Source organism: Streptomyces scabiei 87.22 (assembly GCF_000091305.1).
In the GTDB taxonomy this organism is placed as follows: domain Bacteria; phylum Actinomycetota; class Actinomycetes; order Streptomycetales; family Streptomycetaceae; genus Streptomyces; species Streptomyces scabiei.
On sequence record NC_013929.1, the window covers coordinates 5,800,812 to 5,827,275 of the forward strand.

Here is a 26,464-nt window from a genome sequence, read left to right on the forward strand (position 1 = left end):
GCCGGGGCTCCGCCCCGAGCCTTTCGGGGGCGCGGGGGCATGACTCACAGTCCCGCAGGGCCGGGCTTTCAGGGGCGTGGGCTTGGGCGTGGGCTTGGGCTTCGGGCAGGCGGGGCCATGGCTTTCAGGTCGGCACGGCCTGGGCTTTCGGGTCCGCGGCGGGCCGAGCTTTCAGGCCGGCGGGGCCTGGGTCTTTGAGGGGGACGGGGAACTGCGCGATCAGCCCCCAAGGACCCGCACCCGCCAACACACCGCACCCCCACCCACCCCCCCCGCCCCCAAACCCACCCGGAGCCCCCGCCAAGGCGGAGCCAAGCCGCTCGTATGCTCGACGAATGACGACTTCCGCGACCTCCGGGCCCGCCCCGACCGAGAACTCCATGCGGCGGGCCCTCAAGCGCGCCCGCGACGGCGTGGCCCTCGACGCGACCGAGGCGGCGGTCCTCCTCCAGGCACGCGGCACGGACCTGGAGGACCTGGCCGCCACGGCCGCACGCGTGCGGAACGCGGGCCTGGAGGCGGCCGGCCGCCCCGGCGTCATCACGTACTCCAAGAGCGTCTTCATCCCCCTCACCCGGCTCTGCCGGGACAAATGCCACTACTGCACCTTCGTCACCGTGCCCGGCAAACTCCGCCGCGCCGGACACGGCATGTTCATGTCCCCGGACGAGGTGCTGGACGTGGCCCGCAAGGGCGCCGCCCTCGGCTGCAAGGAAGCGCTGATCACCCTCGGCGACAAGCCCGAGGACCGCTGGCCGGAAGCACGCGAATGGCTCGACGCGCACGGCTACGACGACACGATCGCGTACGTCCGCGCCATCTCCATCCGCATCCTGGAGGAGACGGGCCTCCTCCCGCACCTCAACCCCGGCGTCATGAGCTGGACGGACTTCCAGCGCCTGAAGCCCGTCGCCCCCTCCATGGGCATGATGCTGGAGACGACCGCGACCCGGCTGTGGTCGGAGCCGGGCGGCCCGCACCACGGCTCCCCCGACAAGGAGCCGGCGGTCAGGCTGCGGGTCCTGGAGGACGCGGGCCGCACCTCCGTCCCCTTCACCTCCGGCGTCCTCATCGGCATCGGGGAGACGTACGAGGAGCGCGCGGAGTCCCTCTTCGCGCTGCGCAAGATCTCCCGCGCCTACCACGGCATCCAGGAACTGATCATCCAGAACTTCCGCGCCAAGCCGGACACCGCGATGCGCGGCATGCCGGACGCGGAGCTGGACGAGCTGGTCGCCACGGTGGCCGTCGCCCGGCTCCTCATGGGCCCGGCGGGCTGCATCCAGGCCCCGCCGAACCTGGTCGACAGCGAGTACGAGCGGCTGATCGGCGCCGGCATCGACGACTGGGGCGGGGTCTCCCCCCTCACCATCGACCATGTGAACCCCGAGCGCCCCTGGCCGCAGATCGAGGAACTCACCGAACGCTCCCGCGCCGCCGGCTTCGAGCTGCGTGAACGCCTCTGCGTGTACCCGGAGTTCGTCGCGCGCGGCGAGCCCTGGCTGGACCCGCGCCTCCTCCCGCACGTGCGGGCGCTGGCCGACCCCGAGACCGGGCTCGCCCGCCCGGACGCCGTCGTCGAGGGCCACCCCTGGCAGGAGCCGGAGGAGGTCTTCGTCGCCACGGGCCGCACGGATCTGCACACCGCCATCGACACCGAGGGCCGTACCGGCGACCGCCGGGAGGACTTCGACTCCGTGTACGGCGACTGGGGCGCCCTGCGCGAGGCGGCGGCACCCGGCATGGTCCCCGAACGGATCGACACCGACGTACGCGCGGCCCTGGCGAGGGCGGCCGACGATCCCACACGGCTGTCGGACGCCGAGGCCCTCGCCCTGCTGCACGCGGACGGCCCGGCGCTCGACGCCCTCACCCGGATCGCGGACGACGTCCGGAAGTCGGCGGTCGGCGACGACGTCACGTACATCGTCACCCGCAACATCAACTTCACCAACGTCTGCTACACCGGCTGCCGTTTCTGCGCCTTCGCGCAGCGCCGCACGGACGCCGACGCGTACACCCTCTCCCTCGACCAGGTCGCCGACCGCGCGCAGCAGGCGTGGGACCTGGGCGCGGTCGAGGTCTGCATGCAGGGCGGCATCCACCCCGACCTGCCCGGCACGGCGTACTTCGACATCGCGAAGGCCGTGAAGTCCCGCGTCCCCGGCATGCACGTCCACGCCTTCTCCCCGATGGAGGTGGTGAACGGCGCGACCCGCACCGGGATGTCCATCCGGGAATGGCTGACGGCCGCGAAGGAGGCGGGCCTCGACTCCATCCCCGGCACGGCCGCCGAGATCCTGGACGACGAGGTCCGCTGGGTCCTCACCAAGGGCAAGCTCCCCACCGCCACCTGGATCGAGGTCGTGACGACCGCCCACGAACTGGGCATCCGCTCCTCCTCGACGATGATGTACGGCCACGTCGACCAGCCCCGCCACTGGCTGGGCCACCTGCGCACCCTGGCCCGCATCCAGCAACGGACCGGCGGCTTCACGGAGTTCGTGACGCTCCCCTTCATCCACACCAACGCGCCCGTGTACCTGGCGGGCATCTCCCGCCCCGGCCCGACGATGCGCGACAACCGGGCGGTGACGGCGATGGCGAGGCTGTTGCTCCACCCCCACATCCCCAACATCCAGACCAGCTGGGTCAAACTCGGCACCGAGGGCGCGGCCGAGATGCTCCGCTCGGGCGCGAACGACGTGGGCGGCACCCTGATGGAGGAGACCATCTCCCGCATGGCGGGCTCCTCCTACGGCTCCTACAAGTCCGTGAAGGACCTCATCGCCGTCGCCGAAGCGGCAGGCCGCCCCGCCCGCCCCCGCACCACCCTCTACGGCGAGGTCCCGGAGGAACGCCAACGCGCCGCCACCCTGTCGGACGGCCACCTCCCGGAACTGCTGCCGGTGTTGGAGTGAGTCCGGGCGGCAGGCCGAGTCCGACCGGTCGCCCGGAGGGCCCGCCTCAGACCGCCTCGTCCCCACCCGTCGGCAGCTGCGTCACCACCAGCACCACCCCGCTCAGCAGGAACACCCGCAGGGCGGCATCGAGGCCGTTCCAGTCGGCGGACTGCCACATGACGAAGTACTCGCCGCCGATGGCCAGGAAGCCGGCGCCGAAGAGGAGGAGGACCATGAGGAGGCCGAGGGTGCTGTAGCGGCGGGCCGTGGGGAAGGCACGGGAGCCGAGGGCGCGGGCCCAGAGGCAGGTGGCCGCGATGAGCACCAGGGCCGTCACGGTCTCCCAGGCGATGATGAGGACGTAGGCCGCGTCCTGGAGGCCCTTCGACTCGATGGCCCGCCACATGAGGTCCTCGTCCTTGAACGTGGTGTCCATGGCGAGGACATGGCGGACGAACTGCTGGTTCGTTCCGAAGTCCGTGATGTTGCTGAACGCCACCAGCGCCATGTAGAGGGCGACCGTGCCGACGAGCAGGGTCGAGGCGAGCGGGAGGAGTGAGCCGCGGGAGGTCCGGGTTTCAGCCATGGGTCCACTATGTGCCGGGGCCACGGATCATCCCCAGGTGTTTTTCGGCGCGTTGGATCACAATGGGAGCCGCCGATGGCGAGAACCATGGCGAACCGAGGACGGCCGGAGGGGTATCCATGGGGCGCGCGCAGCCGCCGATCCCGACGATGCAGGAGCTGATCCGGCGGCGCACCCGCCAGGGCTTCGTCGGCCGGACCACCGAACGGGCCGCCTTCCGCGCCAACCTCGCTCTGCCCGTCGACGACGAGCGGCGCCGCTTCCTCTTCCACGTGCACGGCAACGCGGGCATGGGAAAGACTTTCCTGGTCAGGGAGTTGGAGCAGATCGCCCGGGAGCACGGGGCCCTGACCGCGTACGTCGACGACGGCGTCGGCAGCGTGCCGGAGGCCATGGCCGTGATCGCGGACCGGTTCGCCCGGCAGGGGCGGCGGTTCAAGGAACTGGACCGGCTGCTCACCGCCCACCGGGAGCACCGGTACGAGGCCGAACTGGCCGCCATGGCCGCGGCCGAGCAGGAGGGACCACGGCGCGGGGCGGCCGGGGGAGCGGCGGAGGAGGGTGACGCGGCGGACGCGGGTGACGCGGGTGACGCACGGGGACCGGGGGCGTCGGCGCGGGCGCGGCTCGGCGGAGCCGCCGAGCCGTCGGCCGCGAGCATGGCCGCCGCCCGGGCGACCCTCGTCGCACTCGGGCTCGTCCCGGTCGTCGGCCCGTTCGCCGGCGCCGTCGATCCCGCCCAACTCGCCCGCCAGGCGGACCGGTTGCGGACGGGTCTCGGCACGCGCAGCCGCGCCCGCGAGGACGCAGAACTGCTGCTCGCCCCCGAACTCGTCCTCACCCCGGCCCTGTTGGAGGAACTGACCGGTGCCGCGGCCGAGGCGCCCTGGCTGGTCCTGCTCTTCGACACCTACGAACGCACCGGCGCCTTCCTGGACCCGTGGCTGCACGACCTCGTCTCCGGCGACCGCCACGGCCCCCTCCCCGGCAACCTGGTCCTCGTGACGGCCGGACAGCTTCCGCTCGACGCCACCCGCTGGGGCGGCCTCGGCGACTTCGTCCTCGACCTCCCGCTGCGGCCCTTCACGGAGGCCGAGTCCCGCGGTCTCCTCGCGGCCCGGGGTGTGCTCGCCCCGCCGGTGGTGGAGGAGGTCCTGCGGCTCACCGGCGGCCTGCCCGTCCTGGTCTCGACCCTCGCCGAGGCCCGCCCCGCCGGCCTCGACGACCTCGCCGACGCGGGCGACGCGAGCGCCACCGCCGTGGAGCGCTTCCTGCGCTGGGAGAGCGACCCCGTACGCCGGGCCGCCGCGCTGACCTGCGCGTTGCCCCGGTGGCTGGACGCGGAGGTGTTCCGCGTGGCCGTGACGGGCGAGGCCGACGGGGTGGGTGCGGGCGCCGAGGACCTCCACGCGCTGTTCGCCTGGCTGCGCGCCCTGCCCTTCGTGACCGACCGCGGGGACCGGGTGGTCTTCCACGACGTCGTACGGGCGCCGATGGTGCGGCTGCAGCGGACGCGGTCGCCCCGGGGCTGGGCCGAGCGGCACCGCCGGCTGGCGGAGGCGTTCGCCGGGTGGCGTGCGCGGGCCGCGTCCGCACAGGAGGGAAGGGAGCCGTGGGGGGAGGCACGCTGGCGTGAGCTGCGGCTGGCGGAGGCGTACCACCGGTTGTGCGCGGGGGAGCGCGGGGCGCTCGCCGGGATGCTGCGGGACGTCGTGGACGCGTGCGGCGAGGACACGGCCGTGGCCCGGCGGTGGGCCGAGGCCCTGGCCCAGGCGGGGCAGGACGCCGACGACGAGGACACGGCCCGCTGGGGGCGGGACCTGCTGGGCGCGCTGGAGCGGGGCGGTGTCCATGACGCGCTCGGAGTCCTGCTGCTCCGGGCCGCCCTCGACACCGGGCACCGGGCGTACGCGCACGCCCTGCGGGGGCGGGCGCTGCACCGGGACGGCGCGCACGAACGGGCGGTGACCGAGTACGACCGGGCACTCGCCCTCGACCCCGGGTCGGCCCCGGCGTGGCAGGGCCGGGCGGTCGCGCGGGCGCACACCGGCGACCACACGGGCGCCGTGGCCGACCTCGACCGGGCCGACGCGCTCGCCCCCGACGACACCACCACCCTCGTCCTGCGCGGCGACTACCACCGCCTCCTCGGCGACCCGGACGCGGCGGTCGCCGACCTCGACCGCGCGGTCGCCCTCGACCCCGTACGCCGCTCCACGTGGGCCTCGCGCGGCGCCGCCCGGCATGCGCAGGGCCGCCTCGACGAGGCTCTCGCCGATCTGGACCGCGCTCTCGAACTGGACGGGGAGTACGTCTGGGCGCTGGTGCGCCGGGCGCGCGTACGGCGGTCCCGGGGTGAGCGGGAGCGGCGGCTGGCCGATCTGCACCATGCCGTCGCCCTCGACCCGGACGCCCCCTGGGTCCGCTGCGAACGCGGTGACGCCCTGCGGGCCGCCGGCCGCGACGAGGAGGCCCTCGCCGACTACGACCGGGCCGTCGAGCTGGACCCCCTGTACGCCTCCGCGTACGCCAGCCGGGGCGTCGCCCGCTTCCGGCTGGGCCGCCACGACGAGGCCCTCGCCGACCTGGACGCGGCCGTCGCCCTGCTCCCCGAGTACGCCTGGGCCCTGCGCCACCGCGCCGCCCTCCACCTCGAACTCGGCTCCCCGGAGCGGGCGCTGGCCGACGCCGAGCGGGCACGGACGCTGCTCCCCGGCGACCCGGCGGTCGCGGACGTGCACGAGCGGGCCGCGGCGGCGGCCCGGCGGGCGGAGCCTCCGCGGCCTCCGTCGTGAGCCGTCAGGAGTGAGTTGCCCGGAGCGGGGCGCCCGGAGCGGGTCGACCGGTGAGAGGCGTCCGGAACGGACCGTCGGCGGATGTTGCGCCGGCGCACGCTTTCTCCGAGAGTGGGACCCCGGCGCACGGCCTGTTCATCTCTGCGCGTCTGTGCTGGATTGACCGAACGACCGCACATCGGGTGTTGTTCCGTGCTCGATGAGAGCCCTGAATCGACGGTTCCTGTTCGATTACAGTGCTGGACTGTCGAGCCGTACGGGCGTACGGATGTACTGATGTACTGACGTACGGGTCGAGGCCGGGGCCGTTGAGGAGGCTGGGGTGGGTGCGACAGCCGGTGCCGTCTGGGGGCGTGTCGAGCAGCAGGACTACCGCAGCCGCGTGCGCGGGACGCTGCTGGGCGCGGCCGTCGGCGACGCACTGGGCGCACCCGTCGAGCAGCTCACCCTGGCGCAGATCGGTGAGGCGTACGGCCCCGAGTGGCTGACCGATCTGGCCTCCGCGTACGGCAGGCGCGGCGCGATCACCGACCTCACCCAGCTCACCCTGTTCACCGTCGACGGGCTGATCCGCGCCCAGGTCCGCCGTGACACCGGCGTGTGGCACCCGCCGACCGACCTGCACCGGGCGTATGTGCGCTGGGCGGCGACGCAGCGCGACTGGGGTCCCGACGAGCGCCGCAAGGACGACGGCTGGCTCGCCCGCGAGGAGTGGCTCTACGCGCGCCGCGACCCCTCCCTCATCTGTCTCCTCGGCTTCGCCGACGGGACCATGGGCACCCTCGACGCCCCCAAGAACCCGGGCGCGTGCGGCGCCGAGGCCGCGGCCCGCTCCGCACCCTTCGGTCTCCTCGTCGGCTGGGAACCCCAGCTGGTCTTCCAGCTGGCCGTCGAGTGCGCGGCGCAGACGCACGGAGCCCCCGCCGCCTATCTGTCCGCCGGTGCCTACGCCGTCATCGTCCACGCCCTGGCGCGCGGCGAGGGTCTGGACGCCGCCGTGCAGAAGACCCTGGTCCTGCTGGCCGCCCGCCCCGGCCACGAGCCCGTCGCCGACGCCCTCCAGCAGGCCGCCGCCACCGCGCGCCAGGGCACGCCGTCCCCCGCCGTCGTCGAACGCCTCGCCGGTGACGGCGCGGCGGCGGGCCTGCTGGCCGTCGCCGTGTACTGCGCGCTCGTCGGTGAGGACGTCCGCCACGGCCTGTGCCTCGCCGTCAACCACAGCGGCCCCTCGGGGGCGTCCGGCGCCCTCACCGGCGGCCTCCTCGGCGCCCTCCACGGCGAGACCGCGCTGCCCCCCGCCTGGCTCGCCGAACTGGAGGGCCGCCCCACGATCCTCGTCCTCGCCGACGACTTCGCCCTCGAAATGACCCAGGGCCCGGCCCTGCACGCCCCGGGCGGCGCGGTACCGGGCTGGCTGGCCCGGTACCCACGCGCCTGAGCCTGAGAGGGCGCGGCTAAGGTGCCGCTCATGCCCGACTGGACCATGCGCCCGGCCCGGCCGGCGGACGTCGGCCCCATCGCCGAGCTGCGTGCCCGGGTCATGCGCCCGGACCTCGAACGCCTCGGCCGCTACGACCCCGACCGCGTCCGCCGCCGCCTGCGCGACTCCTTCGACCCGGCCCACACCTGGATCATCGAGGTCGGCGGCGCCTTCGCCGGCTGCGTGGCCCTGCGCCCGGCCGCCGACGCCCACTGGCTGGAGCACTTCTACCTGGCCCCGCACCTCCAGGGCACCGGCATCGGCTCCGCCGTGCTCCGCACGCTCCTCACCCGCTCCGCCCCCACCGGACTCCCGGTCCGCCTGAACGTCCTCCAGGGCAGTCCCGCCCGCCGCCTCTACGAACGCCACGGCTTCCGTCCGGAGACCGAGGACCGGGTGGACGCGTTCCTGGTACGCCCGCCGAACGGCGGGTGAGCGCACTCCCCTCGGCCATCAGCCTCGCGGTCGCACGCCCCGCGGGAAATGGGTTTCGTGCCGTGAGCGCGTCCCCCTACCGTGGCCCGGTGACCACACGGATGATCATCCTCAACGGCGGTTCCAGCGCGGGCAAGTCCGGCATCGTGCGCTGTCTGCAGGCCGAACTCCCGGACCAGTGGCTGGCGTTCGGGGTGGATTCCCTCACCGAGGCCATGCCCGCGCGGATGGGGACGTCGGACGGCGGCATCGCGATCTCGGCCGACGGCGAGGTGGGCATCGGGGCGGACTTCCGCGCGCTGGAGCAGGTCTGGGCCCAGGGCCTGGTGGCCATGGCCCGCGCGGGGGGCCGTGTCATCGTCGACGACGTCTTCCTCGGCGGAGCGGTCTCCCAGCAGCGCTGGCAGCGGCTTCTCGACGGCCCGCACGGCGCCGGAGTGGACGTGCTCTGGGTCGGCGTCCGCTGTGAGGCCGCCGTCGCGGCGGGCCGCGAGATCGCCCGGGGGGACCGGGTCAGGGGCATGGCCGAGGCCCAGGCGCACCTCGTCCACGAGGGCGTGCGCTACGACCTGGAGGTCGACACCACCGACACCGAGTCCCTGGACTGCGCCCGCGCCATCGCGGCCCACCTCGGCAGCCGCGAGGGCCGCCCCCGGAACCCCTCCCGGGCGCGGCCCTCGTAGCCGTCAGACCCCGCTCGGGCTGGACGCGTCCTTCCCCTGGGCCGGTACCGCGGCCGCCGCGCCGGCCCCGCCCCTGCCGTCGCCGTCGCCGTCGGAGTTGATGATCTCGATGAGCGCGAGCCGCTCGGGGGTGTCCTCCGGCTTGATGAAGCCGATGACGATGTACAGCACGAGCGAGACGGCCAGCGGGATGGAGACCTGGTACTGCAGGGGCACGCCGCCGTCGATGCTCCAGTGGATCGGGTAGTTCACCAGCCAGAAGGCGAACAGACCGCACGCCCAGCTCGTGAGTGCCGCGGTCGGGCCGGAGCGGCGGAAGGGCCGCAGCAGGCCGAGCATCATCGGGATGGCCATCGGGCCCATGAGCCCGGCGACCCACTTGATGACGACGGTGATGATGTCCTTGAACGCGGGCGAGTTGACCTGGGTGGCCGCCGCCATCGACAGGCCGAGGAAGACGACCGTCGTGATGCGGGCGACCCGCAGCCCCTGCCCCTCGCTCCACGTCCGCGCCCGGCGCCAGATCACCGGCGCGCAGTCGCGGGTGAAGACGGCCGCGATGGCGTTGGCGTCGGACGAGCACATGGCCATGGTGTGGGAGAAGAAGCCGACGATGACGAGGCCCAGTAGACCGTGCGGCAGCAGCTGTTCGGTCATCAGGGCGTACGTGTCGCTGCCGTTGCCCGTCTCCGACTTCACCAGCAGCGGTGACATCCACATGGGGAAGAACAGCACCAGCGGCCAGACCAGCCACAGGATCGCGGACAGCCGGGCGGAGCGCTCGGCCTCGTGCGGGGTGGCCGTGGCCATGTAGCGCTGGGCCTGGTTGAGCATGCCGCCGTTGTACTCGAACAGCTTGATGAAGAGGAAGGCGAGGAGGAAGACCGTGCCGTAGGGGCCGACCAGCGGCTCGGCGTGACCCTCCAGCTCGGGGCGGTCCCAGACCCCGAAGAAGCCGCCGTAGTCGCCGAGTTTGGCGACGACCGCGATGAACATCGCGATGCCCGCGAGGAGTTGGATGACGAACTGGCCCAGTTCGGTGAGCGCGTCGGCCCACAGGCCGCCGATCGTGCAGTAGACGGCCGTGATCGTGCCGGTGATCAGGATGCCCTGGTTGAGGGAGACGCCGGTGAAGACGGACAGCAGGGTGGCGATTGCGGCCCACTTCGCGCCGACGTCCACGATCTTCAGCAGCATCCCGGACCACGCCAACGCCTGCTGCGTGCCCAGGTTGTAACGGTTCTTCAGGTATTCGAGCGGCGAGGCCACGTGCAGCCGGGAGCGCAGCCGGTTGATGCGCGGCGCGAACAGCTTGGAGCCGATGGCGATACCGAGGGCGATGGGGAACGACCAGGTGACGAAGGAGGTGACCCCGTAGGTGTAGGCGATGCCGGCGTAGCCGGTGAACATGACCGCGCTGTAGCCCGACATGTGGTGCGAGATGCCGGAGAGCCACCAGGGCATCCGGCCGCCCGCGGTGAAGAAGTCGCTGACGTTGTCCACGCGTTTGTGCGACCAGACGCCGATGGCGACCATCACACCGAAGTAGCCGATGAGCACGGCCCAGTCGAGACTGTTCATGGGCCCCCTTCCAGGGTCCGCCGCCAGGGTCAGGCATGTGAACTCTGGGTTCGGTGGCATGGCCACGGCAAGGAAGTGGAAGGTCAAGAGGCAGTAAAAAAGTTCCGAGCGATGACTTCAGTTTATGTACGTGAACGACGGGTGGCCGAAAGAGATCACCCTCTTCTCCTGGGCGGAGGTCCGGCGGGAGCAGGTCAGCGCATCAGTTCCCCGGCGTTGACGAGCAGCGACTGGCCGGTGATCGCCCGTGCGCGGTCGGAGGCCAGGAAGACCGCCGCGTCCGCGACGTCCCCGTCCGTGGCCAGCTCCGGCAGCGCCATCCGCTCGGTGAGCCGCGCCAGCACCTCCGCCTCGGACACCCCCTCGCCGTGCGCCGAGAACCGCACGTACGCCTCCACGGGCGGCCCCCACATCCAGCCCGGCAGCACGGTGTTGACCCGGATCCGGTGCGGTCCCAGCTCCCGCGCCAGCGAGTACATCGCGCTCGTCAGCGCGCCCTTGGACGCCGCGTACGCCGCCTGGCGCACCTGTGAGGGCGCGGCCACCGCCGACTGTGTGCCGATGATGACGACCGCCCCGCCGCCCGCCTCCTTCAGGCCCGGCAGGCACGCCCGGGTCATCCGCAGGGTGCCCAGCAGGTTCACGTCGAGGACCGCCTGCCAGGTGGTGAAGTCGGCGTCCTCCAGGCCCCCGAAGTAGCTGTCCCAGGCCGCCACGTGCACCACCGCGTGCACGCCCCCGAACCGCTCCCGTGCCAGCGCCGCGAGCGCCGCGCACTGCTCCTCGTCGGTGATGTCGGTGGCCCGGTACGCCGTGTGCGCGCCGCCCGGGTCCACCTCCGCCGCGGCCTTGGCGAGATGCGCCTCCGTACGCGCCCCCAGCACGGCGTTCCCGCCGTCCCGGACGACCGCCGCGGCGACCCGCAGGCCCAGCCCCGCCCCGACTCCCGAGACGACGACCGTCTTTCCGCTGAGCAGTGACATCGGAGACCTCCCGGCTCTGGCGCATTATCTGACGGAGCGTCAGAGTATGGGCGACCGCAGAGGGACGGAAGGGGAAGCACATGAGCGAGGCCGAGCACACGGGCGAGGACACCCGCAGCGCCACCTACGCCGAGCTGGCCGCCGTCGGTCCGTACGGCGTCCGGCCCGGCCACGCCCTGATCACCATGGTGGAGCCGCACCCGGGCCACGAGTACGCCTACAACCGCTGGTACGAGGACGACCACTACTACGCGGGCGCGATGGCGATGCCGTGGATGTTCTCGGGCCGCCGCTGGGTCGCCACCCGCGACCTCCAGCTCCTGCGCGCACCCGAGAAGTCGGCGATCGCCCAGCCGGTCACCGCCGGCTGTTACCTCTCCACGTACTGGATCACCGACGGCCGCTACGACGACCACATGCGGTGGACCGTCGCCATCAACAAGCGGCTGAATCGCGACGCGCGCGTCTACCAGGACCGTACGCACGTCTTCACGGCCTTCCAGGACCACGAGGTGACCGTCTACCGAGACGGGGCCGCCGGCCCCCGGGACTTCCATGCCCTCGACCACCCGTACGCGGGCCTCGTGCTCCAGGTGATCGACGCCGAAGGGCCTGTGGAGCGGGCGGAGTTGCTGGAGTGGCTGCGGTCCCGCCACCTCCCGAAGCGGCTCGCGGGATCGCCGGCCGCGATGGTCACCGTCTTCCGGCCCACCCCGCTGCCCCTGGACCGGATGTCGTACGTCAAGCAGGTCGAGGGCGTCGACACCCGGCTGACGCTGCTGTGGTTCCTGGAGGCCGATCCGCTCGACCGCTGGGAGGCGTACTTCGGCGGACTGGGCGAGGCGGTCGCCGAATCGGGCCTGGGGCGGCAGGAGTTGCTGGCGCCGTTCGTGCCCACGGTCCCGGGGACGGACCGTCACGTGGACCGGCTGCGCTGAGCCCGCGCCCCGGACTGCCGGGAGGACGCGGGCAATGCCGCCCTCCGGGGGATACGCGGGCAAGGCCGAGCCCCCTCGGCCAGGACGGCGGGCCGGTCGAGAGGGCTCTGTCAGTGGGTGTGTGTGAAGTTGGGGTGATGAGAAGGGTGATGATGGTCGTGGTGAACCATGGTCACGCGAGGTCGAAGGCTCCCCGGCCGACCTCGGCCACGAAGGCGCTCCACGAGCCGGCGGGGAACGCCAGCGTCGGCCCGTCGGTGACCTTGGAGTCGCGTACGGACAGGGCCGAGACGACGGGGGACTTGACCTCGACGCACGCGCCGTTGCCCGTGGAGTAGGACGACTTGACCCACGAGTTCTGGGCGCCTTGCTGAATTGCCATTTCTGCTCCGCTTGCCGGTTGGTCGCTGAGTTGCTGTCGCCGAGCCGTGGAGAGGGAAGGGGAAACGGTGCTCTCCGCTACCGGAATCCACGGCTCGGTTTGCGCCAAGGTCGTTGCTTTCCTTGGCGTGATCGACGCTACTCGCCAACATCGCCTGACGAAGCGACTATTCACTCGGGTGGGTGGCATATTCCATGGGGGTCTTCCCCCCGAGTGTGTCGAGGGTGTATCTTCCGGCCCCTTCAGCCCCATCCGGGCCGGAAGAGACCGTTCACTCGGGACGGAGCCGCGCGTACTCCTTCGCGATCTCCCCGATGAGCTGGCGGGATTGCTCCACGTTCAGCGCCTGGGCCCTCAAGTGCTCGTACATCACGCTGTACTTCTGCACGTCGGCCGGCTTCTCCAGGTACAGGTCGCTGGTGACGCCCTCGATGTAGACGACGCTGGAGTCCGACGCGTCCGGGAACTCCAGGATCGCGTACTGCCCGTTCAGCCCTGGGTGCGCGCCCATGTCGAAGGGGATCACCTGGACGGTGACGTGCGGGAGTTGGGACTGCTCGACCAGGTGCTCCAGCTGCTCGCGCATCAGGGAGCGGTTGCCCACGACCCGGCGCAGCGCGGACTCGTCGAGGACCGTCCACAGCCGCAGGGGGCTCTCCGGGGCGGAGATACGTTCCTGTCGCCTCAGCCGTACCTGGACCCGCTTCTCGATGTCGGCGGCCGTCGTCTCGGGCAGCGCGCCCGCGATGAGGGCCTCGGCGTACGGGCGGGTCTGCAGCAGCCCGGGGACGACCTGGGGGTCGTAGACGCGCAGACTGGCGGCGTCGGTCTCCAGGCCGATGTAGACGCTGTACGGGACGTCGCCGAAGGCGTGCCACCAGCCCTGCTGCCGGGAGTCCTTGGCCATCTGCATGAGGGAGTCGACGACCCGCTGGTCCTCGACCTCGTAGACCCCGCAGAGATCGCGGACGTCACGCTGGCTGATGCTGCGGCGGCCGTTCTCCAGGCGGCTGATCTTCGACTGGGAGACCAGCAGCCGCTCGGCGACCTCCTCGGCGGTCATGCCCTTGAGCTCGCGGAGCCGACGCAGCTCCTGGCCCAACCGGCGTCGCCTGACGGTGGGATTGACGTTGGACGCCACGGGACGTGCACCTCCGGCTGCGTGCCTCTACTTTGCGTATCTGCTGCTGAGCAGATTGCCACCAAGGTGCCGAGTACCGCTGGAAAACAGCGGATATGCGCTGCGCACGCGCCCTTTGGGCCGGTGATTTTCCGCCGCGGAGGGATCTTCGCCGGACGGACACGGGTGCGCGGCCCGTGCGGCGCGGACGCGACCCGGACGCACCCGCAGCGCGCCCCGGACGCGGACATGCGGTCGCGCGGGGCGTGCGGGGCGTGTGACGGCCCCGTACGCCCCGCGCGAACCTGCGGCTCCCGAACCGGGTCCTGGGTCCTTCGGCACGCGCGAGACCTACGACACGCGCGTGACGTCCGTGGTGCGGTGGGGGCGGGGACCCGCGGCTCCGGGGTCCTGCTCCCACCGCGCACCACGGTGACGTGACGCGCGCGTCGAACTCTGCGCGTGCCTCGGGTGCGTCGGGTCTATCGGGTGCTGCGCGTGCTCAAGTGATGCGGGTGCTGTGGCTACTGCGGTGCTTCGGGTGACTCGGGTGGTTCGGTCCGACGGTGGTGCGGCGCGAGCTGCTCAGTGCGCCACCACGCGGGCCATCGAGCCACGACGTGGCTGCATCGGAACGCCGCGCGCGGGCTCCGGTGCGGGTGGCCTGGCGCCGGGGGCGGCCTGACGGCCGGTCGGTGCCGGGCTGCGGCGTGGCTGCGCGGCCACACCGTTCTGCACGTCCATGACGGCGTGGGCCACCAGGCCGCCCATGGGGTCGTGCCGGATCAGGTCCCGCAGCCGGGAGCGGGACGAGCGTCCCTCGTTCCCCGGATACAGGTGCTTGCCGAGGCCGACCGCGTGCGCCAGGGCGGCGAGCGCCGCGGTCCGCGGGTCCGGCGGTACGCCGGTGCGGATCGCGGAGTCCAGCCGGGCTCGGATCTCCCGGCTGATCTCGGTCTGACTCGCCTGGTAGCGAGTGGTCGGCAGCACTCCGCACATCTGGCCCGCCACGGCATGCACCATGCCGCACCGCTCCAGATGCGAGAGGTAGATCTGGCGGAGCCCGAGACGGGGCCCGCCGATCCAATGGACCGCCCGTACGGGAGCGCCACGCCTTCGCAGCAACTCCAACGCGCAGTCCAGAGTCGGATCTCCAGTCGGCCGTGGGGACACCACGGCGATACGATCCCCGTCTGGGGCTATCCGTCCGGCCAGCGCCAGCTCCACTAGCTGCGCTCCGGCCAGACCAAGGTCGAGCGACTGCGGCTGTGCGGTGGTACCCGTGGCCGGGTCCAACGCCAGCAGCAGAAGCTCCTCCGGAATCGTTCTGCGGCTCCTGCCCATCCATGCCTCCCCGCGTGGATGACAGACAGGGTGACCCCTCTCACATTGGTCTGTCGAGAGTGCGTGACCGGAATGTAGTGGAACCGATAGGTATGTCGTTCTCGTCTACCGCAGGGGTTAAGCCCGCACACAGGACACTGGTACATGGTTCGGACAGCGGCGAGGCGCGGTGGTGCGCCGGTGACTAGTGTCCGGGCGGCGGGTTTTTTTCACGGATTCGCGGATTCGCGGATTCGCGGGTCCATGGGTTCACGGTTCACGGTTCGGTTGGGCGCGCGCTCCTTGGACGGGCGGCGCGCGGGAGGAGGCATCGGTGGCGGGCACGTCCCCCGACAGGTCGAAGCGGTACGAGTCGTCGACGGAGGCGACAACGGGGAACGAGCCACCGGTCCGGGACACCCCCGGCCCCGCGAAGCCGTCCCCCGACCCACGCCTCGCGATGTCCCGGGACGCCGCCCCGAAGCCCGACCAGGCGACGGCGGTGTTCTCCCGCCGCTCCCTGGCCGGGACGACGGAGGCCGGGACCGGCCGCGACGCGGACGAGGCCGGTGCGGACGAGGCCGATGCGGCCGCTGCCGTGCCTGCGGGTGCCGATGCGGGTTCCGGCGACTCGGACGCCGGGTCTTCGGACGCCGGGTCTTCGGAGTCTTCGGACGCGGACGCGGTCGCGGATGGGGATGAGGACGGGGACGGGGACGGGGACGCGGGTGACGGGGGCGTCGGCGACAGGCTCGTCGACGCCGGCTCGGACGCCGGTTCGTCCCGCCCTGCCGCGGACACCGCGTCCGAGTCCCGCTCCGACGACGCTTCGTCGGAGGCCGACTCCGTCGACGATGAGGGCTCCGGCGACGCCGTGAAGGCCCCGCACAGCTCCGCGCAGGCCCCCGCCGACTCCGACGAGGCGGAGGACGGCCAGGACGGCCAGGACGGCCAGGACGGCGGAGAGGAGCGGCACCGGGAGGAGACCCTCGGGAGCGAGCCTGCCGCCGGAGCCGGTGAGGGCGCCCGGAGCGCGGCGAACGAGCCCGGGGCCGCCGACGAGGCCCGGACGGACGAGCCCGGCGCCGAGCACGACGACGCCGACTCACGTGACCGCGGTACCGACGAGCCCGCCCCCGCCGCCACGGCGGCCCGCCTGCCCGGCGCCAGGGCGGGGGAGGAGAGCGACCGCGCCGCCGCCGCGCGTACGGACGCGGACGCGGAGGGCGAGACCGCCCCAGACGCAGACGCAGACGCAGACGCAGACGCAGACGCAGACGCGGACGCGGACGCCGATACCGGCACCGGCATCGGCACCGGCACGGGGGCCGGCGTCAAGGGCAAGGCCGAGGCCGCCCCCCGGTCTCCCCGTACCGGCGACGACTCGAAGACGACCACGCTCCGCGTGCCCGCCGCAGCCGTGCGGGCGGAGCCGGAGGACGCGGTCGTCGCCGGTGCCGCGGGCGATGCGCACCCCGAGGACGCGCGTCCGGCTGCCGCCGACGAGGTGGAGGACCGTTCCTCCGACGTGCCCCCCGCGACCGACGGCACGGTTCATCTCACCGCCGACGCGCGCCCCGGCGCGGTCGCGGACGACGACGAGCCGGAAGCCGCCGACGACGAAAGCCGTGCGGGCGGGAAGCCCGAGGGCAAGGGCGAGGCCGCGGCCGAGGCGAAACAGGCCGTGGACCAGCCGACCGCCGTCTTCCGGGCTCCCCGGCCCCCCGCCGTGGACCAGCCCACCACCATGCTCAAGCTGGGCGGCGCCGCCGCCCCCAAGGCCACCGAACCCGCCGCCCGGGCCGATGCCGACGCCGAGCCCGACAGCACCGACCGGGCCGGGACCGACGCCGAGCCCGCCGGGAAGGCCCTCGCGGATCCCCCGGCCCCGTCCGAGCGCACCAGCAAATTCGTCGCCCTGAAGCCCCTGGACGAGCACGCCCCGGCCAAGCCTCCGGCCGCCGCGCCCGACGGGCCCGCCGTCCCCCCGGCGGAGGCGACGCGGGCCATCCCGCAGGTCGGCCCCGAGCGGACGACACAGCAGCCGCTGCCGCCGAAGCCGCCGCTCGACCTGCTGGCCGAGCTGACCAACACCCCGCCGCCGCGCCAGACTCCCGTGCGGACGTTCATCCGCCGGGTCAAGATCTGGACCCCCTTGGCGATCCTGCTGGTGATCGTGTTTGCGGTAGCACAGTCCCTGCGTCCGCTGCCCGCCCCTGCCCTCGCCCTGACCGCAGACGAGTCGTACGCGTTCAAGGGCGGCAAGGTCGACCTGCCGTGGCCCGCCGAGGGCCAGGGCTGGATGGACGTCAACGGCATCGGCACGATGGACAGCTTCGGCGAGCAGAAGCCCGTGGCCATCGGCTCCGTCGCCAAGGCGATGACCGCGTACGTCATCCTCAAGGATCACCCGATGAAGCCCGGTGAGAAGGGGAAGACGATCACCGTCGACGCCAAGGGCGAGACCGAGGGCGGTTACGACAAGGACGGCGAGTCGACCCTCAACACCGTCAAGGAGGGCGACGAGCTCTCCCAGTACGACGCGATCGCGGCCATCATGATTCCGTCCGCGAACAACATCGCGCGGCTGCTGGCCCGTTGGGACAGCAAGGGCTCGGAGAAGGCGTTCGTCAAGAAGATGAACGCCGCCGCCAAGGACCTCGGGATGAAGAACACGACGTACACCGACCCCTCCGGGCTGAAGGAGACGACCGTCTCCACCGCCGAGGACCAGGTCAAGCTCGGCAACGCGCTGGTGAGGATGAAGGCCCTCACCGACATCACCAAACTGCCCACCTGGGTCGACCCGTCGGGCAAGAAGTGGGACAACTACAACCGTCTCGTCCCGTACAACAACGCCATCGGCATCAAGACCGGCTCCACCACCGCCGCCGGCGGCAACCTCCTCTTCGCGGCCACGCAGGAGGTCGGCGGTGAGACGGCGATCGTCGTCGGCGCGGTGCTCGGCCAGCACACCCCGCCGATCATCGACACGGTCAACGCGGTCAGCAAGACCGCGATGATCGCCGCCCAGGACGCGCTGACCTCCGACACCATCCTGAAGAAGGGGGACGTCGTCGGACACGTCGACGACGGGCTCGGCGGCCGGACCCCGGTCGTGGTCACGAAGAACGTCTCGGCGGTCGGCTGGGCCGGCAAGACCGTGCGGCTCGAACTCGACGCGGACGCGACCATCCCGCACGAGGCGAAGCCGGGGACCGTGGTCGGATCACTGATCGTCGGAAACGGCATCGGTGACGGGGTGAAGGTACCGGTCGCCCTCCAGGAAACGCTCACCGAACCCGGCTTCCTCACCAAGCTGACCCGAGTGAGCTGAACGACCCGACTCCGAGGCGCCCCTGTCCGACCCTACGGACGGACAGGGGCGCTTCCGCATGTCCGGGCCGTGTGTCCCAAGGTGGTGGGGCGCTTCTTCGTTACAGGGTCGTCGAGGACGACGGGGTCATCGAGGACGCGACGGCCCGGGAGTTCGGCTTCCACGTGCCGCACGCCCCGCACGCCCCCGCCTCGCCTCCTGGCCTCCCGCCCGGCTCCGGTGCAGTCGCGCGTCCCCCGACTCGCTGTTCGCGACCCCCTACTCGCCCTCGCCCGTTCCCTTCTCGTCCGCTTCCTTCTCGCATTCCAGGGTCGTCCTGCGGGACGGGCCGCCGTACTGGGAGCTGATGCGGACGTCGCCGGGTTCGTGCACCGTCAGGCGGGTGAACTCGGTGAGGTCGCCGTCGGACTCCCGGTCGGCGGTGAGGCAGCCGTTGTCGGCCCAGAGCCAGGGGGAGTAGGCGACGCGCACGGTGACCTCGCCGGCCTTCGGCATGTGGACGACGAGGTTCGCGCCGTCCGCGCTGACGACCGTGGCCGGCCTGTCGACCAGCGGGGTGGCGTTCTTCACCCGGTAGATCTTCCAGTTGGCGTCCTGCCAGACGGGCTGCAGATAGTCCGGCCCGCTGGTCACCAGCGCGTGTTCCAGCTCCGCGGGCCCGTCCGGCTCCCCGTTGACGAGGACCACGAACCCGACGGCCCACTGCGACAGCCACGCCTTGTACGCCGCCGGGGTGAACGCCCCCTCGGGCACCTCGGTCCCGCCGTGCCCCTCGTAGAAGAGGCGGCCGCGCTCGACGTCGGCCTGCCGGTTCCAGCCGCGCGCCATGTTGATGTACGGCGCGAGGATGGCGGCCTCGCGGTGGTCGCGGGCCGGCACCACCTCGACGCGGGTCTTCCAGGCGCCGAGCCGCTTCAGCTCCTTCACGACGCCGTCCGTCTTCACCGCCCACTCCGGCACCTTCGTGTTGGTGACGATGTCCGCGGTCGTCTTGCCGGTCAGCCAGGTCACCGACAGCACCAGGGCCACCGCCCCGGCCACCGTCCGCCGCCGGGGCGTGAACCAGGACAGGGGGAGCCGGGAGCCGTCCGTGCGGGCCTCGCCCCGGTACAGGCAGATCGCCAGGGCCGCCGCCGGCCCCGCCAGCTCCAGCAGCCGCTCGACGTTCGTGCCGATCGGCGTGGGGATCAGGTAGCAGAGGACCACGCCGAGCGCGTAGATCGCGGCGCTCAGGCGCAGCACCCGCCAGGCGCTCGGCGCGACCAGCACGACCACCGCGCACAGCACGACCGGCGGCCATATCCGGCTGAAGGCCATCGGCTGCTCGCCCTCGAAGGGGAACAGCAGCGTGGTCACGGCCACGACGACCACCGGCGGCAGGACCAGCACCCCTGCCCGGCCCCACTCACGGCCCAGCAGATACGCGGCGCCGACCACGAGGAGGAACAGCCCGGAGACGGGGCTCCCCAGCGTGGACAGCGTCGCGCACACCGCCGCCACCGACAGCTGCCGTACGCCCCGCCCGCTCAGCACCGCGAGCAGGGCTCCCATCGCGAAGGCCGTGCCCAGCATGAACGTGGAGCGCCCCGACACCACCTGGCACCACAGCGAGAACGTCGCCGCCAGCGCGACCGGCACCGGCGCACGTACACCCGTACGAGTGACGACGGCACCGGCCAGCCAGGAGGCGGAGAGCCCCGACACCAGCGTCACGGGGACCACACCGCACGCCGCCATCAGGTACGGCGAGAGCACGCTGTAGTTCGCCGCGTGCAGACCCCCGTACCAGAACAGGTTGACCGCGGAGTCCGGGTACATCTTGGCGAACTCCGCCCACGCCACCTGGGCCGCCAGGTCGCCGCCGCCGGTCGCGAAGACCGCCCACCACACGACGTACAGCGGAAGGGCGCACAGGGCGGCCGTGAGGGGCACCCGATGGCGTTCCCGCCACGGCTCGCGCGACGGTTCGTCGGCGCGCGAGACGGGTCGTCGTGGGGTCAGCTCGGCAAAGGCCACTGCGGCTCTTCCGTTCCGTTTCGGCTCGTGCGGGCGGGTGCGGTCTGCACGGACGTCGTCCCTGGCGTTCTCCGTGTGTTGAGGTAGACGCTAACCACTCGCCGGCAGTTGGCCGACAGGACGTGTGCGATCCGCTACGGCAGTAGGGAAACCCCTACGGCGGCCCGCGCCCCGGCCTCCTCGACATTCGACCACAGCGGCACCCGGTACCCGGTACCCGGCACCGGCATCAGGTGCCGAATGCCGGGTGCCGGCAGGGTCAGGATGCGACCGGGAACGCCACGTCGCACACCGGGTCCTCGGGACCCGCCGTCTCCCAGTCCGCGAAGTAGATCTCGCGGCACGGACCGGTGACCTCCAGCCCGCGCCCGGCGATCCACCGCTCGACCGCCTCGAAGGCCGCGACGATCTGCGGATACGCCACCTGGGCCTTGCTGATCCGCGTGTACACCAGCCGCCCCGCAGGCTCCACGCGCACCCGCGTCTCCCAGGACCGCCCGTGCTCGGCCGCCCACGCCCGCGCGGCACTCTCGTCCGCCACCGGGACGCACGCCTCCGCGGGGCCGTCGCTCTCCATCGACACCTCGGCGTGGTAGACGACGAACGGCGCGCCCGTGCTTCCCCCGCACACCGCCGCGCCCGCCTCCAGCCGCCCCAGCGACGCCCCGATCCACGCCGGCAACTCGTCCGCGAGCGTGTGCCGCGACTGGGTCAGCAGCACCTGCGCAGCGGTGTCGACCGTCTCGACCGTGAACGTTCCGTCCATTCCGGATCCCTTTCCCGACAACCGTCCACGGAGGTAGGCGACCAGGGTCCGCTGTGACGCGAACCGCTCCTCGGCCCCGGCCCAGTACGCGTCGAGCCGCTCGGCGGCCCGCGTGCCGTCCTGCTCCGCGGCGCCCACGATCCCGGCGATCCGTGCGAGAGGCATGTCGAGCTGGCGCAGCAGCGCCACCAGACGGGCACGCTCGACCTGGTCGGCCCGGTAGTACCGGTAGCCGTTCACCTCGTCGACGTACGCCGGCGTGAGCAGCTCCAGCCGGTCGTACAGCCGTAGCGCCTTCGCCGACAGCCGCGCGCGGGCGGCGAAGGCGCCGATGGTGAGCAGGCTGTCCGGATCGTCCACGTGCACTGGGTCATCCTCCGTCGCCGGGCGCCCTCCGCCCGGCGAGAGGGACGGTGCCCCCTGCCCCAGGGGCAAGGTCAAAGGAAGGCGGTCAGCCGATGGCCTTCTCCACGGCGGCGACCAGCTCCGCGGACTCCGGCTCGGTCTGCGGCGAGAAACGGGCGACGACCGTGCCGTCGCGGCCGATCAGGAACTTCTCGAAGTTCCAGCGGATGTCGCCGGTGTGGCCCTCGGCGTCCGCGTGGTCCACCAGACGCTCGTACAGCGCGTGCCGGCCGCCACCGTTCACCTCGACCTTCTCGGTCAGCGGGAAGGTCACGCCGTACGTCGCCGAGCAGAACTCCGCGATCTCCTCCGCCGAGCCCGGCTCCTGCCCGAGGAACTGGTTGCACGGCACGCCGAGCACGGTGAAGCCCTGCGCGGCATAGCGCGCCTGCAGCGCCTCCAGGCCCGTGTACTGCGGGGTGAGGCCGCACTTGGAGGCGACGTTCACGACGAGGACGGCCTGTCCGGCGTACTGCGCGAGGTCCGCGGAGCCGCCCTTCAGGGCGCCGATCTCGACGTCGAGGGGGGAGGGGGTGGCGTGGTCAGTAGTCATAAACGGATGCTATCTCCGGAAGACTGTTCGCCCCCGCGAGGGTGCGGCGCCCGCACCAGCACCTCTCCCTCCGGAGTGCGCCCGTACAGCACCGACCGTCCGGCCCGTCCCCGCCGGACCAGCCCCGCGTCCAGCAGCACCCGCAGATGACGGCCGACGGAGCCGAGTCCCTGCCCGGTCACCGCGCACAGCTGGGTGGTGCTCATGGGGGAGTCGAGGAGGACGAGGACCCGGGCACGGGCGATGCCGAGGAGCGCCCCGAGGGCGGCTGGGACGACGGGGGTGCCGCGGCCGTACGCCCCGCGGCCGTGACCGTGACCGTGAGTGGTGGCGGGGCCGTCCCCGCCGTCGGCGAGGACGCCCGAGCACGGGTACACGACGGCGTACCGCTCCCCCTCCTCCCACGCCACCCACCCCGTCCGCTGCCGCGTGACCGGCACGAAGACCAGCCGCGCCCCCGAGATCTCGCGCGGCGGATATTCGTGCGCGTTCACCTGGAGCCGGTTCTCGCCGAGCCACCGCATCCCCGGCCTCATCGCGTCCAGCACGGCCGCCCAGCCGCCCTGCCCGAGCCGTGCCGTCCGTGCGAGCACGTCGGCCTCCAGCACCCGCCGACGCCGCTCCCAGTAGGGCCGTACGGTCTCCTCCCACACGTACGTCAGCAGGCCGGCCGCGCGGGCGGGCAGGTCGTCCCGGTGCAGGGCGGCGGGCAGCGGGCCGGGCAGGGAGAGGGTGAGGTGGGCGCGCGCGGCGGCGGGGTCGGCGTCCCGGACACGGGCGATCTCGTCCGCGAAGGACTCGTTCTCGCGCGGCGTGGGCGTCAGGAAGTCGGCGATCCACTCCTTGCCGAGCCCCGCGCGGACCAGCAGCGCGGTGACGGGGTCCCGGCCCAACTCGCCGCGGTACGACGGCAGATGGGCCGCGAGCCAGGCGTGCTCCCCGGGGTGCGTGGCGGCCCCGGCGTGCAGCATCTTCAGACTCGCGAAGGTCTCCGCGAGCGGGGAGACGACGAACCGGCTCCCGGCGAGGGTGTCGGCGTTGACCTGCCACCAGCCCACGCGTCCACCTCCCGCTCCCCGAGCGCGTCGCGAGCCCGCCCCGGCCCGGGCCGAGCTTTCGCGTGTACGCGAAACATTACGACGGGCGCGGTGCGGGGCCCGAGTCTCCTGTCCCATGCGCAGCCACGGCTACCGAGCCCTCTTCCGTACCCGGGAGTTCACCCCTCTCTTCCTGTCCTCCTCCCTCCAGGTCGCGGCCTCCACGATCGGCGGCCTCGCCCTCGCCACCTCCGTCTACACGGCGACCGGCTCCCCGCTGCTGTCCGCCCTCAGCATGTTCGGCCCGTCCCTCGCGCAGGTGGCCGGCGCGACGACCCTGCTCTCGGCGGCGGACCGCCTGCCGCCGAGGGCCACGATGACGGGCCTGGCCGTGGCCCTCGCGGCGAGCACGGCCTCCCTCGCCCTGCCCGGCCTGCCCCTGTGGGCGGTCTTCGCGGTGATCGCGGCCCAGGGCCTGGTCGCCTCCCTCGGCGGCGGGGTCCGCTGGGGCCTGCTGAACGAGATCCTCCCGAAGGACGGGTATCTCCTCGGCCGCTCGGTGTTCAACATGCTCCACGGGGTCACCCAGATCGCCGGGTACGCGACCGGCGGCGCCCTGGTCGCACTGCTGTCCCCGGCGGTCACCCTCCTGGTCGCGGCCGCCCTGTACGCGACGGCGGCCCTGTGCACGGCCCTCGGCCTGTCCCGCCGCGCCCCGCGCGCCACCGGCCGGCCGTCCGTCGCCGAGACCTGGCGCACGAACGCCCGCCTGTGGTCCTCCGCCCCGCGCCGCCGCCTCTACCTGGGCCTGTGGCTCCCCAACGGCCTGGTCGTCGGCTGCGAGTCCCTCTTCGTCGCGTACGACCCCGACCGGGCGGGCCTCCTCTTCGCCTGCGCCGCGCTCGGCATGCTGGCGGGCGACGTGACGGTCGGCCGCCTCCTCCCGCCCCGGATCCGGGACGGCCTGGCCACCCCGCTGCTCCTGCTCCTGGCCACGCCCTACCTCCTCTTCGCCGTCCACCCCCCGACCCCCGCCGCGGCGGCCTGCGCGACCCTCGCCTCCGTCGGCTTCGGCGCGAGCCTGGTCCAGCAACAGCGACTGCTCGCCCTGACCCCGCCCGAACTCACGGGCCACGCCTTGGGGTTGCACTCGGCAGGCATGCTCACGTTGCAGGGAGTGAGCGCGGGCCTGGCGGGCGGGTTGGCCCAACTGGCCTCACCGGGAACCGCGATGACGGTGATGGCGGGAGCGTCGGTGCTGGTGACGCTGGCGTTGTGGGCGGCGGGACGAGACGAGCGGACGGGGCTCACGTCACCGGCGCGCGTGTCGTGAGACCGACGTCGGGTTACGCCAACCCCAGAACCACGCGAACGCGATCTTCCACAGTCCGCATCTCGCTCGCATCCAGCAGACCGAGACGTCTCCGGAGCCTTGGTTTGTCCACGGTGTGCAGGTCGGTGCAGTTCACGTACGACTCGTCGTACGTGGTCACCCCGCAGTCAGGGCCGATCGGAACGTGGGTGGAGGCGGGGCCGCTCGTTCCGGTGATCACGGCGACAGTCAGCGCCGACAGCGGTTCGGCGATGCGGTTCACCGTGAGGACGACCACCGGATGCGGGCCGAGGGGGCCGGGGAGGGCGCAACCCCACACCTCGCCCCGCAGGGCGGAGCCGATGTTCACCATGCGGTGTCGTCCGCCGCCGCCAGTTCGTCCGCTGTCGCGGGCACGACGCCGACGGGAGTCGGAGCCGAAGCGCCCTGGTAGAAGTCGCGGATCTCCTGGGCGGCTGCCACCTCGGCCGCCTCGCGGGACAACAACCGAAGCCCTTCGCGCAGGGCATCGGAGAGCGAGTGCAGGTTGAGGGTTCGCATCACACGTCGCAGATCGGCCAGTTCGTCCGGGCGCAGCCGTACCTGGGCCACGCTTGTCGCACCGCCGGCGCCCCGCGTCGGTCGGGTCGGCGCGGTTCGGGCCGCTGTGGCCGAGGTGCGCTTCTTGCTCTCGGCACCTTCTGCGAGGTTCTTCTGCTCGGCCTTCGGAGTCATTCCCACCTCCTTGATTCCACTGTAGGACAAATGTCGTACACCCAGTGACATTCCTGTGCCTTTCGTGGTCAAGCGTGCTGAGTCGCTGCCGCCTCAGACGGCGGCGGGGAGCGGGTCCCGGGTCCGGCAGTCGCGACAGTGGCTGTGTCCCGCGGAGTGGAACCCCCGGTCGCAGCCGTCGCAGTTCCGCATGGGCAGGACCGCCGGGCGCTCCGCGGTCTCGGGGCTTCCGGTCGCAGGTGCGCAGGTCAGTGGAGTCTCCTTGAGCCGGTAGGCGAGGATGCCGACCGGGCGGACCAGGAGGTCTGCCGGGAGTCGTGCGGTGAGGTGGTCCGTGATCTGGGTGGGCAGCAGGCCCACCGCGAGCCACCGGCTGACGGCCGGGGCGAGGCGAGTGGCTTCCCGCTCGGACAGGACGAGGCGGGGGTCGGCCCGACGGAGGCCGGCGAGTACGGCGACGGCCCGGGGGTCGACGTCGGCGAGCAGGACCGGTGCCTCCGCTTCCGTCCTGGAGTCCGGCTCCGCCGCCTCCTCCGTCTTCTCCCCCACCTGCGCGGGCACCTGCACCTGCACCGGCTCTCGCACGGCCCCGGACGTGGACGCTGACGCGGAGGCGGCCTCCGCCCCGGGCACGGGCGCGGAAGTGGCGGGCCGCTTCCGGGGCGCACGCGCCTTGGGCGGCCGGGGAGGCCCGCCCGGGTCTGGGTCTGGGTCTGGGTTGGGGTCCGGCTCGGGGTCGCCGCCGGGGACGTCGTAGAAGTACGTGCGGGTACGGATGTGCCCCGTGGGCGTCCGCTCGCGGCGGCGTTCCAGGTATCCGGCGGCTTCGAGCTCCCTGAGGGCCCGCGAGATCAGGATCTCGCCCTCGTCGAAGTGCTCGCACAGGGCGGTGATGCTCACGAGGGTGCCGGTGGGGAGGGAGGAGATGTACGTCGCCACACCGACCGTGACCGCGCTGCCGCGCCGCTGGGCGAGGGCGTTCGAGATCACGGTGAAGTCGGCCGTGAGGCGGGTGCGTACGTGGATCACGCCGGAGGTCGGCGCTCCGGCGTCGGCGCGCAGGGGCGCGTTAGACTGCGAGTCAGCCATTGGGA

Annotated in this window: 21 protein-coding genes; 8 read left to right on the forward strand and 13 right to left on the reverse strand. The window is 72.7% G+C overall.

The window, feature by feature from the left end; all coding sequences use genetic code 11:
* Positions 1-335: 335 nt before the first annotated feature.
* Positions 336-2,921 carry a bifunctional FO biosynthesis protein CofGH gene (locus SCAB_RS24895; RefSeq protein ID WP_041669603.1) on the forward strand — a complete coding sequence of 862 codons (2,586 nt, stop codon included), beginning with the start codon at positions 336-338 and terminating at the stop codon, positions 2,919-2,921.
* 46 nt (positions 2,922-2,967) lie between these two features.
* Here the strand turns inward: SCAB_RS24895 and SCAB_RS24900 are convergent, their stop codons facing one another.
* A complete protein-coding gene (locus tag SCAB_RS24900) occupies positions 2,968-3,489 on the reverse strand; it encodes a DUF2165 domain-containing protein (RefSeq protein ID WP_013002835.1) in 522 nt (173 codons plus the stop codon).
* A gap of 119 nt (positions 3,490-3,608) precedes the next feature.
* On the opposite strand from SCAB_RS24900, the gene SCAB_RS24905 reads away from it, so the two are divergent.
* From SCAB_RS24905 to cpt, 4 genes are all read left to right on the forward strand, one after another.
* Positions 3,609-6,284 (forward strand): tetratricopeptide repeat protein, encoded by a 2,676-nt coding sequence (locus SCAB_RS24905; RefSeq protein WP_013002836.1) that lies wholly within the window; start codon positions 3,609-3,611, stop codon positions 6,282-6,284.
* 322 nt (positions 6,285-6,606) lie between these two features.
* Positions 6,607-7,722 (forward strand): ADP-ribosylglycohydrolase family protein, encoded by a 1,116-nt coding sequence (locus SCAB_RS24910; protein ID WP_013002837.1) that lies wholly within the window; start codon positions 6,607-6,609, stop codon positions 7,720-7,722.
* 30 nt (positions 7,723-7,752) lie between these two features.
* Complete coding sequence (locus SCAB_RS24915) at positions 7,753-8,199, forward strand: GNAT family N-acetyltransferase (RefSeq protein WP_013002838.1); 447 nt, start codon at positions 7,753-7,755, stop codon at positions 8,197-8,199.
* Positions 8,200-8,288: 89 nt separating this feature from the next.
* On the forward strand, positions 8,289-8,882 hold the full coding sequence (cpt, locus tag SCAB_RS24920) for a chloramphenicol phosphotransferase CPT (RefSeq protein WP_013002839.1): 594 nt from the start codon (positions 8,289-8,291) through the stop codon (positions 8,880-8,882).
* 3 nt (positions 8,883-8,885) lie between these two features.
* On the opposite strand, the gene SCAB_RS24925 is transcribed toward cpt, so the two are convergent.
* Entirely contained in the window at positions 8,886-10,463 is a 1,578-nt protein-coding gene (locus tag SCAB_RS24925; RefSeq protein ID WP_013002840.1) for a sodium:solute symporter family protein, read from the reverse strand.
* Between the two features lie 194 nt (positions 10,464-10,657).
* Positions 10,658-11,446, reverse strand: a complete 789-nt coding sequence (locus SCAB_RS24930; protein ID WP_013002841.1) for an SDR family oxidoreductase — start codon at positions 11,444-11,446, stop codon at positions 10,658-10,660.
* Positions 11,447-11,526: 80 nt separating this feature from the next.
* Between SCAB_RS24930 and SCAB_RS24935 the strand changes: the two genes are divergently transcribed.
* Entirely contained in the window at positions 11,527-12,384 is an 858-nt protein-coding gene (locus SCAB_RS24935) for a hypothetical protein (RefSeq protein WP_013002842.1), read from the forward strand.
* Between the two features lie 172 nt (positions 12,385-12,556).
* Here SCAB_RS24935 and SCAB_RS24940 read toward each other — a convergent pair whose 3' ends face one another.
* The 3 genes from SCAB_RS24940 to SCAB_RS24950 all read right to left on the reverse strand — a co-directional run bounded on the left by SCAB_RS24940 (position 12,557) and on the right by SCAB_RS24950 (position 15,230).
* The gene (locus SCAB_RS24940) at positions 12,557-12,766 is read right to left on the reverse strand and encodes a DUF397 domain-containing protein (protein WP_013002843.1); all 210 of its coding nucleotides are present in this window, start codon (positions 12,764-12,766) and stop codon (positions 12,557-12,559) included.
* Positions 12,767-13,037: 271 nt separating this feature from the next.
* Positions 13,038-13,907, reverse strand: a complete 870-nt coding sequence (locus tag SCAB_RS24945; RefSeq protein ID WP_013002844.1) for a helix-turn-helix domain-containing protein — start codon at positions 13,905-13,907, stop codon at positions 13,038-13,040.
* A gap of 564 nt (positions 13,908-14,471) precedes the next feature.
* On the reverse strand, positions 14,472-15,230 hold the full coding sequence (locus tag SCAB_RS24950; protein ID WP_005486078.1) for a GOLPH3/VPS74 family protein: 759 nt from the start codon (positions 15,228-15,230) through the stop codon (positions 14,472-14,474).
* Between the two features lie 313 nt (positions 15,231-15,543).
* Between SCAB_RS24950 and SCAB_RS24955 the strand changes: the two genes are divergently transcribed.
* Positions 15,544-18,546 carry a D-alanyl-D-alanine carboxypeptidase gene (locus SCAB_RS24955; RefSeq protein ID WP_013002845.1) on the forward strand — a complete coding sequence of 1,001 codons (3,003 nt, stop codon included), beginning with the start codon at positions 15,544-15,546 and terminating at the stop codon, positions 18,544-18,546.
* Positions 18,547-18,804: 258 nt separating this feature from the next.
* Here SCAB_RS24955 and SCAB_RS24960 read toward each other — a convergent pair whose 3' ends face one another.
* From SCAB_RS24960 to SCAB_RS24975, 4 genes are all read right to left on the reverse strand, one after another.
* A complete protein-coding gene (locus SCAB_RS24960) occupies positions 18,805-20,478 on the reverse strand; it encodes a hypothetical protein (protein WP_013002846.1) in 1,674 nt (557 codons plus the stop codon).
* Positions 20,479-20,821: 343 nt separating this feature from the next.
* Entirely contained in the window at positions 20,822-21,694 is an 873-nt protein-coding gene (locus tag SCAB_RS24965) for a MerR family transcriptional regulator (RefSeq protein ID WP_013002849.1), read from the reverse strand.
* An 85-nt stretch (positions 21,695-21,779) separates the two neighbouring features.
* Positions 21,780-22,286 carry a glutathione peroxidase gene (locus SCAB_RS24970; protein WP_013002850.1) on the reverse strand — a complete coding sequence of 169 codons (507 nt, stop codon included), beginning with the start codon at positions 22,284-22,286 and terminating at the stop codon, positions 21,780-21,782.
* The gene (locus SCAB_RS24975) at positions 22,283-23,344 is read right to left on the reverse strand and encodes a winged helix-turn-helix domain-containing protein (RefSeq protein ID WP_013002851.1); all 1,062 of its coding nucleotides are present in this window, start codon (positions 23,342-23,344) and stop codon (positions 22,283-22,285) included. The genes SCAB_RS24970 and SCAB_RS24975 overlap by 4 nt, the downstream gene beginning before the upstream one ends.
* Positions 23,345-23,459: 115 nt before the next feature.
* Between SCAB_RS24975 and SCAB_RS24980 the strand changes: the two genes are divergently transcribed.
* Positions 23,460-24,656: an MFS transporter gene (locus SCAB_RS24980; protein ID WP_013002852.1), complete on the forward strand. Its 1,197-nt coding sequence runs from the start codon at positions 23,460-23,462 to the stop codon at positions 24,654-24,656.
* A 13-nt stretch (positions 24,657-24,669) separates the two neighbouring features.
* Here SCAB_RS24980 and SCAB_RS24985 read toward each other — a convergent pair whose 3' ends face one another.
* The 3 genes from SCAB_RS24985 to SCAB_RS24995 form a co-directional block, all read right to left on the reverse strand.
* On the reverse strand, positions 24,670-25,008 hold the full coding sequence (locus tag SCAB_RS24985) for a type II toxin-antitoxin system PemK/MazF family toxin (RefSeq protein WP_013002853.1): 339 nt from the start codon (positions 25,006-25,008) through the stop codon (positions 24,670-24,672).
* Entirely contained in the window at positions 25,002-25,370 is a 369-nt protein-coding gene (locus tag SCAB_RS48055) for a hypothetical protein (RefSeq protein WP_037725524.1), read from the reverse strand. Before SCAB_RS48055 ends, SCAB_RS24985 begins: the two co-directional genes overlap by 7 nt.
* A 93-nt stretch (positions 25,371-25,463) precedes the next feature.
* Positions 25,464-26,459 (reverse strand): hypothetical protein, encoded by a 996-nt coding sequence (locus SCAB_RS24995; RefSeq protein ID WP_013002855.1) that lies wholly within the window; start codon positions 26,457-26,459, stop codon positions 25,464-25,466.
* Positions 26,460-26,464 lie beyond the last annotated feature (5 nt).